A 13,677-nucleotide genomic window follows, 5' to 3' on the forward strand; every position below is an offset into this window, starting at 1 on the left:
TTTCTTGTTGATAGCGTCTGTCCACGCACGTGCTTCGCGTGTGCAATGGATCCGACCATGGCCGATCAAGAGCTGAGCATCATCACCCCGTCCATCGCCAGCAGCGCGTCGATCACAACGATCGGCAAAAGCTGGGGGGCAGTGGGTGCCACTGGCGCGGCTTCATTTGAACTGCCACTGCCGCTGTCCGCCGGACGTGGCTGGGATCCGCAACTGTCGCTGACGTACAGCAGTCAGACCGGCAACGGGCCATTCGGCTTCGGCTGGAGCCTGGGCATTGCTCAGATCAGCCGTGGTACCGCAAAAGGGGTACCGCGTTATAGCGATCTCGATGAAATCATCGGTGACGATGGTGAGGTGTGGCTGCCGGAACTCAACGACGACGGCACAGTAAAGTCGCGCCTTGAAAAATCCTACAACGGAATTGAAGTCGGCTATCACAACGTCGTGCGTTACTGGCCGCGGGTCGAACGTGACTTTGCGCTCCGCGAGCGCTGGCAACGGGCGACAAAAACGGCAGCCGAGCCACCCTTCTGGCTGATCCACGGCGCGGACGGTTCACTGCAGGTATACGGCAAGACCCGCGCCTCGCGCCGGGCCGATCCGGACGATGCACTTCGCGTCGCCAGTTGGTTGCTGTGCGAGAGCATGAACCCGCTTGGCGAGCACATCTGCTTTGCCTATCTGGCCGATGACCAGGACCTCGACCCGATTCACGATTACCGCGCCCAGCGTTACTTGCGCGCGGTGTTCTATGGCAACGTCACGGCCAGCCAGCATTTGTTCAGCTGGACCGTGGATGATCTGACCGAACTGGATTGGCATTTCCATCTGTTGTTCGATTACGGCGAGCGCACCCGTTCACTGACAGAGGCTCCGGTGTACGGTGGCGACAGCCTGGCTGTCTGGGATAAACGCCGGGATCCGTTCTCCACCTTCGGTCAGGGTTTCGAGCTGGGTACGCGGCGCCTGTGCCGACAAATCCTGATGTTCCACAACTTCTCGCGACCTGCCGGTGCGGATCCACTGCTGGTGCGGCGGCTGCTGCTCGAATACCCGTCGCCCTCCGATCCATGGACGTACAACCGGATCAACGCCGCTCACTATCAGGCCTTCGATGCCAGCGGCGCGCTGGAGACGACACCGCCGGTGGAGTTTGACTACTCGCCCTTCGCGATCAATAAAATCCCGACCCGGATGTTCGCCGAAGACAATATGCCGGGCGTTGAGGATGGCCAGTTTTACCAGTGCCTCGACCTGTACGGCGAAGGTCTACCGGGATTTCTCTGCCGCTACGATCAGTGCTGGTATTACCGCGAACCGCTTCGTGCAATGGCGGGACCTGACGCCATCACCTATGCGCCCTGGACTGAACTGGAACAGATCCCGGTGGCCAGACGCGCCGGCGCCGCGCGGCAGATCTTGCTCGACCTGACCGGCAACGGGCGACTGGACTGGAGCGTTGCCGAACCGGGCATCGGCGGATATCGCACGTTGAATGCCGACCGCAGCTGGGCGCCATTCATCGCGTTTAACGGCATGCCGCTGGAATTTTTCAACACACTTTCGCAGCTCGGCGACCTGGTCGGTGATGGCCTCAACTCGCTGGCACTGATCGGTCCGCGCGCGGTGCGCTTGTATGCCAATCGCCGGGAGCAGGGATTTTCCAGCGCCGAAGAGGTGCCTCGCGAAGACAATGAGGACAGTCTGCCGCTGTTCGGCAACGCCCCCACAGAACTGGTGTTTCTGGGCAACATGCTCGGCAGTGACATGAGCGAGCTGTGCCGGATCCGGCACAACGAAATCAAATGCTGGCCCAATCTGGGGCATGGCAAATTCGGCGAAGGCCGGGTGATCAGTGCCCTGCCCTTCCTGTACGACGAATTCAACGTCGAGCAACTGCGGATCGCCGACCTCGACGGCTCCGGCGCACCGGCCTTGATTTATCTGAAAACCGCCGGCTTCGAGATCTACCTCAATCGCGGCGGCAATGGCCTGGAACAGACGCCCGTCTTCGTGCCGTGGCCGCCAGGCGTGAGTTACGACCGTCTGTGTCAGGTCACTTTCGCCGACCTGCAAGGCCTGGGTTGTGCCAGCCTGATCCTGACGGTGCCGCACATGACCCCGCAGCACTGGCGCTACGACTTCGTCGCAGCCAAGCCTTATTTGCTGACCGCGACCAACAACAACATGGGCTGCGCCACGCAGGTGGTCTACCGCAGCTCTGCCCAGGAATGGCTGGATGAAAAGCAGCAGTGGCGAGTCGAGCATCCCGGGGAAATACCGGTGTGCCATTTACCGTTCGCGGTTCAAGTCGTCAGCCGGCAACGCCAACTGGATGAAATTACCGGCAATTGCCTGACGCAATCGTGCGTCTATCGCGAAGGCGTCTACGACAGCACCGAGCGTGAATTTCGTGGTTTCGGTCACCTGCAGCAGACCGACAGCGAACGTTCGGCGGGCGATGACGAAGCTGGCTTCACAGCACCGGTGCGGGTCTGTACCTGGTTCTTGACCGGGCAGGCGATGGATCGATCAAGGCAGGGTTACTTCGACGGTGACCGTGACGCAGTTGACTTGCGACCCACCGTCTTCAGTCGCTATCACCCCGGCGATGAATACGATGAACCCGTAACGCCAGAGGACGAAGGCGTACGCCGTGCAATTGCGCGTGCGCTGGTCGGCGCCGTCGCCCGTATCGAAACCTGGAACGGCACTGACGAGCCGGCCAATACACGGCTCTGTGCGGTAGAGGAGTTTCGTTATCGGGTGCGAGATGTCCAGCCCACAGCTCGGCAGGGATCGGCAGCCGTGCTGCTGGTGCAGACCCTGGAAAAACTTAGCTATCAGTACGATGGTTTCATTGACGACCCGTTGTGCCGGCATGAAGTGTTGCTCAACAGCAGCGAATACGGCCACGCCACTCACAGCCTGACCATCAGTTATGCACGACGGCGCCTGCCGGGCGATCCCCCGCCTTTCAGCGACCCCGACGAACAACAGTGGTGGCGGGACGCGCATGACCCGGCGCAGCGTTTTTTTTATCTCGACGAAACACGCGCACGCTCGATCAATCTGGACAAGAACCCGCAACAATGGCGCCTCCACCTGCCCTGGCAGCAACGCCGCAATGCCCTGGTATTGCCAAACGGCGACCTGCCATCGGGTCTCAACCCGCAAGAGACAAACTGGGAGTCACTCAAGGAACATGTCCGCTCGCCCGAGTGGAATGCCCTGCGGGTGCTGACCGGACAAACCGTACAGCGCTATATCAAGACAGAAGACGGCAGTCTGCTGCCCGATGGCTCGGCGCAATTCGAAGCGCTGACAGGGCCGCTGGAAATGGCCAGCTTTGACAAGACGGCCCTCGCCGCCTACGACGTTCTGCCGCCACCGTTCGATATCCTGCAGGAGCTGGCGAACATCGGTTACACACCCATGCCGCTACTGTTCGACGACACGGCGGTAAACGCGAACGCCGAAAGCCTTTGGTCCGCGCATTACAACTACGCGAAGTACGCCGAGGCCAAGGATTTCTTCCGGGTCCTTGCGTATCGCGAAACCCTGAGCCACGGCTGGACCGAGGCGCAATACGACGAGTATCGCCTGCTGGTCATCAGCGTCGAACTGCCGGATGGCTGCATCACCCGCTGCGAATACGATCGCCATGCTCTGCAGCCAGTGCGCATCATCGATGCCAACGAGAACATTCAGGAAGCGCTCTATGCACCTTCCGGCCAACCTTTTGCGACCAGCTTCCATGGCACAGAAAACGCTGTCGCTGCCGGTTTTCGACCGCTCGACGAATACGTTCGCCCAGTAGATCCAGGCCCGGACGCCGCGATTGCCAACCCGCAGGCGACCGTACAAAAAGCGGCCAGCACCTTGCACAGGGATTTGTTCAGCTGGATGGGACGGTTGCCGACACAGGTCAACACAACGCCGCAACTGCTTGACCAATGGCTGGCCAGCGGCGATGTCTTGCCGAGCCTGCACATTCGCGCCAGCGCGCGCCGACGGCTGGCGCAATTGACGGCGCCGACACCCGCCGAACAGGCACTGCGTGAACTCATCAACGCGGTTGCGCGCACACCGGTGCACAGCGCGACGCTGAGTGCCGACCGCTATCCCGATGATCCGGTGGCGGCACAAGTGCAGATCACCATCAGCTACGTGGACGGTTTTGGCCGCGCGTTGCAAACCCTGCAACGGGTCGAACCCGGAATCGCCTGTGTAGTGGCCGCTGATGGGTCACTGATCGTCGATCGCGGACAGTTGCGCGAGGAACACGCCGAGTCACGCTGGCGGGTCAGCGCCCGGGTCGAATACAACAACAAGGGCCTGGCGGTGCGGCAGTTCCGGCCGTTTTTTGCCGATACTCACGGCTACGTCAATGATCAATCGCTGCGACGGTACGGCTACTTCGATCAGCTGTTCTATGACCCGCTCGGGCGTCCGGTCAAGTTGATCAACGCCAAAGGCTACTTTTCTCGCGAGACCTATCATCCGTGGTATCAGACCAGCGAAGACTTCAACGACACCGACGAAACCGCTGAGCAGGCGTCGGCTTCACCACGGATGCTGCACTGATGAGCGCCAATCTCCATCGGCGCACGCCATCGCTCGTCGTGATCGACGGTCGCGGCTTGCCGCTGCGTCAGGTTGGCTATCTGCGCGCACGGGCCGATGAGACGGCCCAGGCCCTGGTGACTCGCCAACAGCACGATATGGCCGGGCGTCTGGTGGCGCAGTTCGATCCACGCCTGAGCGGCCCGAGCACTACTCACCTCTACGACCTCAACGGCCAGCCACTCAAGGTCAGCAACGTCGACGCCGGCTGGCGCCTGAGTCTGCCCGGGCTGGCCGGGCAAACCGTGCAGCGCTGGGACGCGCGCGGCGTGCACTGGCGCAGCCGTTACGATGAGCTGCTGCGCCTGGTGGCGATCAGCAACAGCGCCGACACGCTCAGTGGCACCTTTACCTATGCCGATGCCAGTGCTCCGCCCGAGCACAACCAGCGCGGCCGATTACTGGAGCAAATCGACCCGTCCGGCAGCCTGCACCTGAACAGCTACAGCCTGGCCGGTCAGCCACTGCGCGAAAGCCGCACCTTTACCGATGCCCGGGAGTTTGTCACCCAGCGTATTTTCAGCCCGCTGGACGCGATGCTGGAACAGACCGACGCTGGCGGCCATCGTCAGCAATTGCGCTACGACGTCGCCGGTCAACTCAAACAGTTGCAACTGCAACTGGCCGGCGACCACACCTGGCAGGAGGTGTTGCTCGACACGCAGTTCAACGCCGTCGGACAAATCATCAAACAACAGGCCGGCAATGGCATTGCCAGCAACTGGGACTACGAGCCAGGCACAGGGCGTCTGCAGCGGCAATGGGCGCGAAAAGGTGCGCAGCCACCCCTGCAGGACATCAGTTATGAATACGATCCGGTCGGCAACCCGACACGCATCCTCGACAACGTGTTCACTCCCAGTTATTTCGCCAACCAGCGGGTCGACGGCGAACGCGCGTTTCATTACGACTCGTTGTATCGGCTGATCAGCGCCAGCGGTTACGACGATGCCACCCCCGGCGACATTCCCGGCCGACCGCAGCCCAGCGATCCCAGGGATCGGCGCAATTACCTGCAGACCTACCGCTACGATCACGGCGGCAACCTGACGCAACTGCGTCATGTGCGCGAAGGCGCCTGCCAGACCCGGTTGATGCATATCGACGCAGCAAGCAATCGCGGTGTGCGCTGGACAGAAGGTGATCCCGCACCGGATTTCGAACGGTTATTCGACCGCCACGGCAACCTGATGGCCCTGCAACCGGGACTGACATTACGCTGGGACGCCCGCGATCAACTGGCTTCGGTGACTCTGGTCCAACGCGAAAACGGCCCGGATGACGCCGAGTTCTATCACTACAGCCAAGGCGCGCGCGTCTACAAACGCCACGACACCTACAGCGGTTCTACCCGGCATTTCCACGAAGTGCGCTACCTGCCCGGACTGGAAATCCGCAGCAAGGACAACACGGAGCAACTGCACGTCATCAGTCTCGCCACCGGCGGCGGCCATGTCGTTTGCCTGCATTGGCTCAGCGGAAAACCGCCGGGCGTTGCCGACAACCAGTTGCGTTACACCCTCAATGACCACTTGGGCTCATGCGTGATGGAACTGGACCAGCAGGCGCGCCTGATCAGCCACGAAGGCTATTACCCGTTCGGTGCGACCGCGTGGATGAGCGCGAATTCGGCGGTTGAGATTGACTACAAGACGCTGCGCTATTCAGGCAAGGAAATGGATGTCAGCGGTTTGTATTACTACGGCGCGCGGTATTACGCGCCGTGGTTGCAACGATGGCTCAGTGCGGATCCGGCGGGAGATGTCGATGGGCCAAACCGGTTTGCGTTCGTGGGTAACAATCCGCTGCGGTATGTGGATCCTGACGGAAACAACAAGGCGGAAAGTGTGATCATGCTGTATTCAGCCTTTCTTTCCAGCGTCCAGGGACATTCCACGCAGGTGGCGGGGCAAATCCACAACATTCTCCATGAGGAGGGTGTGGCAATGAATCTGGCACTGAACATGGCAGGCGAAGTCGTGAGAGGGGTCGTCGGCTATGAGGGCGGTGTCGCAGGCGGCAAGCTGGTTGACCTGGTGATTCCCAATATGCCTGGCACCACGCCTTACACCACGACCGGGGGGGTGATCGGCGGCAATATTGGCGGCGACTCCGCCACGGCCATGATAGATCCGATCGCCAACAGCGCCGGTCTCAGAACGGGCCCACTGATTCCGCAAACCTCGCAGATCTCGGTCAAGGCCATTGATCACGAGCTGGGCATCAGAGCAGGCGCAAAGGAAATCAGCTCCTGGCGACACGTGAAAGACGAGCTGATTCATCCGGGCCTGGATGCGGTACTCAACCCCTCCTTCATCATGGGCCGGCTCATGGCTTCGTGGATATCGATCATCCCCGCAGCACAGAACATGTTTGCCCGGGCAGTAGAAGCAGAAGACATCAAAAACCGCCTTGATCCGGTAAAGATCCAGAAAATAGACACAATGCTCGATGACTGGAAATCGGCGGTAGAACAACGTGCCGGCTGGGCAGAAAATGCATTCGATGCGCTGGGCACCGACATCGTTTACCCGGCCAACTCACTGCCGAACATCAACCACATGACATCGGTAGAGACCCTGGCCCCCATCGCTCGCTCGGACCTGCGTCGTCTGACCCGTTTTACGCTGTCCACCATCAAGCGCTCTCAAGACATGATGACGGCGTACAAAGCGATGGGCACTACTGACAATCAGTTCTTGCTGGCGCAGCGCCGAACCCGGAAAAAGGCAGCCTGAATGATCCGTTTCTCAGAGGGGCGGGCATGAGTCCTTCAGTGCACTGGCGAACGCCCACCCTGTCGGCTCACGATCCCAGGGGGCTGCCGGCCAGAAACGTTGCTTATCTGCGGACGGTGGTGGACGCCGAAGTCCAATGCCAGATCACCCGCCAATGCTACGACCCCAACGGCCGTCTGATCGAACAATATGACCCACGGCTCCCCATGCCCTGCCTGACCACCGCCTACCGTCTGGACGGCGAACCACTGAAAGTCGACAGCGTCGATTCCGGCTGGCGCGTCAATCTGCCCGGTCTGGCCAATGAAGTGTTGCAACGCCAAGACCAGCGCGGCAAGCAATGGCGCTATCGATACGACCCGATGATGCGGTTGATCGCCGTCACTGAAGATGCGCAAGTCGACGTCGAGCGCTACAGCTATGCCGACCACAATGCCGACCCCGGACATAACCTGCGCGGTGAGCTGAGCGAAAGCGCCGACCCGGGCGCCACGGTGGTGGTCGACGGATACAGCCTGCATGGCAAGGCCGTGGGTGAAACACGTACGCTGTCTGGCGAGACGACGGCGTTCATCACGCGTATGGATTTCGACGCACGCGGCAATGTGGTGCAAGTCACCGATGCCGGTGGTCACCGACAATGCTCCAGCTACGATGTCGCCGGCCAGTCAAGTCGGGTATCACTGTGGATAGCCGGGGCGGACGCAGCGCAACCGGTACTCGACGCTGCCGCATACAACGCCTCGGGCCAGCCGCTGGAACAACTGGTCGGTAATGGTGTTCGCAGCCGCCGCGTCTACGATCCTGCTGACGGTCGGCTGCTGCATCTGCTGGCCGGCAAGGATCAGGAAAAACCGCTGCAAGACTTGCGCTACACCTACGACCCGGTCGGCAATATCCTGCGTATCGAGGATCGCACCCTGGCCACAGTGTATTTTGCCAATCAGCGCGTCGAGGGTGATCGCCACTTTGTCTACGACTCGTTGTATCGGCTGAGCGAAAGTCGCGGCTTCGAAGGCGAGATCCCGCAGCAGTCGCCCGGTTTACCGCAACCGATCCAGCCTGTAGATCCGGGACGACGCTACAACTACACCGAACATTATGCATATGACGCGGGAAACAACCTCGTCGAGCTTGTGCATGTGCGCGAAGGCCACAATTTCACTCAGCTGATGAAGATTGACCCGAACAGTAATCGTGGGGTGCGCTGCAAATCCGCTGATCCCGACCCGGTGTTCAGCGATCACTTCGACGAGCACGGTAACCAGTTGAAACTGCAACCCGGCGCTCAGCCTCTGGCGTGGGACAGTCGTGATCAACTGACTCGCGTTACCTTGCTGCAACACAGCAACGGCTTGCCCGACGACGTTGAAACCTACCGTTACAGCCAAGGTGAGCGCATCTACAAGTGCTCGCTGAGCCACACCCCGTCCGTCACCCACCGTCACGAGGTACGCTACCTGCCAGGCCTGGAAATCCACAGCCGCAGTGACGGGCAGCAACTGCATGTCATCAATCTTCCAGGCGCACGTTGCCTGCACTGGCTCAATGGCCGACCGTCCGGCATCGAAGCCGATCAACTGCGCTATAACCTTGATGACCATCTTGGTTCTTGCGCACTGGAGCTTGACCGGCAGGCTGACGTGATCAGCCTGGAGCATTACTACGCATTTGGTGGAACCGCCTGGCTGGCGACTCGCTCGGCACTGGAAGTCGGCTACAAAACCATTCGCTATTCAGGCCGGGAAATGGACAGCAGCGGCCTTTATTACTATGGCGCACGCTATTACGCACCGTGGTTGCAACGCTGGGTCAGCGCTGATCCGGCGCTGGATATCGACGGGCTGAACCTGTATGCCTTTGTCGCCAACAATCCGATTGGCCACATCGACACCGACGGCCAGACCTTGGACAGGTTTATCGAAACCCCCGCTCAGCGCGATCAGAGAAAGGCACTGAGCAAAGAGAAAAAGCAGCGTTACCGGGATCGGGTCAGCCTGTCACAACAGGTCGATCGTCATCTGAACATTCTGGCGCTGTCGCTGCGTCGCGGTCTGGATGCCCAGCAACAGGTACTCAACCAGCGCTCGACCGGGCAATTTGCCGGGGCCGTCCTGCGCCGCACCGGTGTACACCTGACCGGCCAGGTCGTGGCCTACGGCGGCGGCATTCTGGTCGGTATCGGCGCCCAGGCGCTGGGCGCCGTCGCTCCCGGCGCAGGTAACGTCGTAGGGATTGCAATGGGCATTGGCGCGAAGAAACTGATTAGCGGATTGTGGGATTACGCCGCAGAACGCACCGGCACCAGCGCGTCTGTCAAATTCAAGGCCAGCCGTCTGTCCAAAGAAAAAATTGTCGAGAAAGCCGAATATAAAACCATGGCACCGATCAATTACCTGCAGCAAAAGTACGCGAAAATGATCCCCGATACGCAGAAGGGCGTGCTCAAGGGCTCCAAGGAAGTGGCGTCGACTCTGATCAGTGTTGGCGCCAAGGAAATGCTGCCGCAAGCTGCCGCTGAAATCAGCGCCACGGCGGGGGCACTGTTGGGTGCAATTGAAATAGGCCATGAAATCGCCGGAGCAAGTCATGAGCTCAGCGCTGAAAAAATGGCCAAGGGCATCGCCAATGCGAGCGGCCTGATCGATTATTTGTCTGCCAACATGCTGGATATCGAAAAAGCCTTCGAGAGCGCAGGTTTGACGGCAATCAATACCTATGGGCTATTGGGCCGAAACGAAGGCGATACTCCGCAAAATCTATGGCAGGCCACGGCGGCCGTGATCAACGAGCTGGAATACACGCGCACGATATTGCGTTCCAGATCCCGTCAGTTCACTACGGTCTGATCCGCTGACACATGAAGCGAACAGGATCGCCGGCCCCATGCTATCGTGCCCGCCCGTCCCCTTATCCATCAGTCCAGCATGCTGCCGACTTCTCGTACCCTGCGTTTGACGTTGTACACCCTGCTGATCATTGCCGGTGCGGCCATCGCGGCGGCCCTTGCCATCCGCCACGCCGAGCGTCAGGCGCTGGAGGAAGACGCCACCCGCGCCAGCCAGCAATTGGCGTTGTATGCCAATTCACTGCATACCCTGATCGACCGCTACCGCGCCCTGCCCGCCGTGCTGGCGCTGGATCCGCAATTGCGCGGCGCGCTGGCCGGGCCAGTGGGTGCTGAGCAACAGAACGCGCTGAACCTGAAGCTGGAGCAGATCAACGGCGCGGCGCAGTCCTCGACCCTCGAACTGCTCGATCACACCGGCCTCGCGGTGGCCGCCAGCAACTGGCGCCTGCCAAGCAGTTACGTCGGCCACAACTACGGTTTTCGTCCGTACTTCAGCCAGACCCGCACTCAGGGCAGCGGGCGCTTTTATGCGGTGGGCGTGACCAGCGGCATCCCCGGTTATTTTCTGTCCAGCGCCGTGCTGGGCGACAACGCCGAGTTCCTCGGGGCGATGGTGGTCAAACTGGAGTTCCCCGAGCTTGAGCGCGAATGGAGCCAGGGCAGTGACACGTTACTGGTCAGCGATGCGCGCGGGATCATCTTCATCGCCAACCAGCCCGGCTGGCGCTATCGCTCGTTACGGCCACTGGACAGCCGCGACATGGCCGAGATCAAGCGTACGCGGCAGTACGACAAACAATCGCTGGTCCCGCTGACGCATCTGTCGCTGCGTCACTTCGACGACAACAGCGACTTGCGCCGGGTCGAAGGCCCGGACGGAACGGCGGACTACTTGTGGGAATCGCTGCCGCTGACCACCGAAGGCTGGACCCTGCACCTGCTGCGCCGCCCGCAAGTGGCCTTCGAGGACTTGCGCAACGCCGGGCTGGCCGCTGCGGGAGTGTGGCTGGCGCTGGTGTTTCTGTTGCTGTTTCTCAATCAGCGCTGGCGTCTGTCGAAAGTCCGCCAGCGCAACCGCGAAGAACTCGAACAACTGGTTGAGGAACGCACCCGCGATCTGCGCACCGCGCAGGACGGTCTGGTGCAATCGGCCAAACTGGCGGCGCTGGGGCAAATGTCCGCCGCCCTGGCCCACGAAATCAATCAACCGCTGACTGCGCAACGCATGCAACTGGCGACCCTGCGCCTGCTGCTCGAGCATGGCCGTGTCGATGACGCCTACAAGGCGCTCAAACCGGTGGACGACATGCTCACGCGCATGGCGTCGCTTACCGGCCATCTGAAAACCTTCGCCCGCAAGAGCCCCAGCGGCCTGCGCGAACGCCTGGATCTGGCGACGGTGGTCGATCAATCGCTGCAATTGCTCGACGCCCGTCTGCGCGATGAACAGGTCAGCCTGGTGCTGCACCTGACGCGCCCGGCGTGGGTGCGCGGCGATGCGATCCGCCTCGAACAGGTGCTGATCAACCTGCTGCGCAACGCCCTCGATGCGATGCAAGGCAAACCGTGCAAGCGTCTGGAAATCCGACTGGAGGCCGACGAACAGCTGTGGCGCCTGAGTGTGATCGACAATGGCGGCGGGATTGCCGAAGAACACCTGAATCAGGTGTTCGACCCGTTCTTCACCACCAAACCGGTCGGCGACGGTCTGGGGTTGGGGCTGGCGGTATCCTTCGCTATCGTGCACGAATCCGGCGGGCGTCTGAGCGTGGAAAATGGCGAAGCCGGTGCGGTGTTTGCCCTGACCCTGCCGATCGATCTGGAGGCACACCTCTGATGCTCAATTCAGTGATGGTCGTCGATGACGAAAGCAGCATTCGCAATGCCGTCGAGCAATGGCTGAGCCTGTCGGGGTTCGAAGTGCAGCTGTTCAGCCGAGCCGAAGATTGCCTCGCGGCCCTGCCGGCGCATTTTCCCGGGGTGATCCTCAGCGATGTGCGCATGCCCGGGCTCAGCGGTCTGCAATTGCTGGCCGAAGTGCAGAAACGTGATGCCGATCTGCCGGTGATTCTGCTGACCGGTCACGGCGATGTGCCGATGGCGGTCGAAGCCATGCGTGACGGTGCCTACGACTTCCTGGAAAAACCGTTCAGCCCGGAGACCCTGCTTGGCAGCCTGCGCCGCGCACTCGACAAGCGTCGGCTGGTCCTGGAAAACCGCGCCCTGCACGAGCAAGCCGACCACCGCGCCCGCCTCGATGCGACGCTGCTCGGCGTGTCCCGTGGCATGCAGACCTTGCGCCGCCAGGTGCTGGATCTGGCGGCGCTGCCGGTCAACGTGCTGATCCGTGGCGAAACCGGCAGCGGCAAGGAACTGATCGCGCGTTGCCTGCATGATTTCGGCCCGCGCGCCGACAAGCCCTTCGTCGCGCTGAACTGCGCGGCGATCCCCGAGCAGTTGTTCGAAGCCGAATTGTTCGGTCACGAAAGTGGCGCGTTCACCGGGGCTTCCGGCAAGCGTATCGGCAAGCTGGAATACGCCGACGGCGGCACGCTGTTTCTTGATGAAATCGAAAGCATGCCAATGGCCCAGCAAGTGAAATTGCTGCGAGTGCTGCAGGAACAGAAGCTGGAGCGCCTCGGGTCGAATCAGAGCATTCGTGTCGACTTGCGCATCGTTGCCGCGACCAAACCTGATCTGCTGGACGAGGCCCGGGCCGGACGTTTTCGCGAAGACCTGGCGTATCGTCTGAACGTCGCCGAGCTGCGTCTGCCGCCGCTGCGTGATCGGCGCGAAGACATCCCGCTGCTGTTCGAATCCTTCGCCTTCAGCGCCGCCCAGCGTCTGGGCCGCACCTTTGCGCCACTCTCCGGAGCGCAATTGAGTCACCTGCTCAGCCACGACTGGCCGGGCAACGTGCGGGAACTGGCCAACGTTGCCGAGCGGCAGGTACTGGGGCTGGATGAGCCGGTGCAGGGCATCGACCCCGGCCAGTCCCTCGCCGCGCAGCAGGAAGCGTTTGAAGCGCAGTGCCTGCGCGCAGCGCTGACCCGGCACAAGGGCGATGTGAAAGCGGTGCTGGAGGAGTTGCAGCTGCCGCGCCGGACCTTCAATGAAAAGCTGCAGCGGCATGGGCTGAGTCGGGAGATGTTTGTTTCGGGCAGCTGAGTTTTGCAGTGTCTGATCGGGCCTCTTCGCGGGCAAGCCACGCTCCCACAGGGTTTTGTGCTGAACACAGAATGTGTGAACACCACCGACCACTGTGGGAGCGAGCCTGCTCGCGAAGGGGCCGGCACAGCCAACGATGATCCACGGGTCTGTCTGAATGAGCAATTTTCCGCTCACCACAATCCAGCCATAAGCGGATTTCCGCTCATTAAATCCCGCCACCCCGTCTAAACCGCCCCTCTCGCCGTTGGCACAGCTCCTGCTATAGCCCCGGCAGGCTGCGTTTTAACG

5 protein-coding genes are annotated in these 13,677 nt (G+C 61.2%); all 5 read left to right on the top strand.

Annotation, left to right across the window (positions count from 1 at the left end):
* The first annotated feature begins 57 nt into the window (after window positions 1-57).
* The 5 genes from GTQ41_RS20885 (at window position 58) to GTQ41_RS20905 (ending at window position 13,386) form a co-directional block, all read left to right on the top strand.
* Window positions 58-4,590, top strand: a complete 4,533-nt coding sequence (locus GTQ41_RS20885) for a SpvB/TcaC N-terminal domain-containing protein (protein ID WP_047296104.1) — start codon at window positions 58-60, stop codon at window positions 4,588-4,590.
* Entirely contained in the window at window positions 4,590-7,367 is a 2,778-nt protein-coding gene (locus tag GTQ41_RS20890; RefSeq protein WP_047296106.1) for an RHS repeat domain-containing protein, read from the top strand. Before GTQ41_RS20885 ends, GTQ41_RS20890 begins: the two co-directional genes overlap by 1 nt.
* Window positions 7,368-7,393: 26 nt before the next feature.
* Window positions 7,394-10,216 (top strand): RHS repeat domain-containing protein, encoded by a 2,823-nt coding sequence (locus GTQ41_RS20895; protein ID WP_047296108.1) that lies wholly within the window; start codon window positions 7,394-7,396, stop codon window positions 10,214-10,216.
* Between the two features lie 78 nt (window positions 10,217-10,294).
* Window positions 10,295-12,055, top strand: a complete 1,761-nt coding sequence (locus tag GTQ41_RS20900) for an ATP-binding protein (RefSeq protein WP_047296110.1) — start codon at window positions 10,295-10,297, stop codon at window positions 12,053-12,055.
* Entirely contained in the window at window positions 12,055-13,386 is a 1,332-nt protein-coding gene (locus tag GTQ41_RS20905; RefSeq protein ID WP_047296112.1) for a sigma-54 dependent transcriptional regulator, read from the top strand. The genes GTQ41_RS20900 and GTQ41_RS20905 overlap by 1 nt, the downstream gene beginning before the upstream one ends.
* Window positions 13,387-13,677: the final 291 nt, after the last annotated feature.

Origin of the sequence: Pseudomonas sp. AN-B15 (genome assembly GCF_019056475.1) — a bacterium.
Lineage (GTDB): Bacteria > Pseudomonadota > Gammaproteobacteria > Pseudomonadales > Pseudomonadaceae > Aquipseudomonas > Aquipseudomonas parakoreensis.

Excerpts from the sequence above, each read along its gene's own strand:
- GTQ41_RS20885 (WP_047296104.1), top strand. The coding sequence starts at position 58 with ATGGCCGATCAAGAGCTGAGCATCATCACCCCGTCCATCGCCAGCAGC.
- GTQ41_RS20890 (WP_047296106.1), top strand. The coding sequence starts at position 4,590 with ATGAGCGCCAATCTCCATCGGCGCACGCCATCGCTCGTCGTGATCGAC.
- GTQ41_RS20895 (WP_047296108.1), top strand. The coding sequence starts at position 7,394 with ATGAGTCCTTCAGTGCACTGGCGAACGCCCACCCTGTCGGCTCACGAT.
- GTQ41_RS20900 (WP_047296110.1), top strand. The coding sequence starts at position 10,295 with ATGCTGCCGACTTCTCGTACCCTGCGTTTGACGTTGTACACCCTGCTG.
- GTQ41_RS20905 (WP_047296112.1), top strand. The coding sequence starts at position 12,055 with ATGCTCAATTCAGTGATGGTCGTCGATGACGAAAGCAGCATTCGCAAT.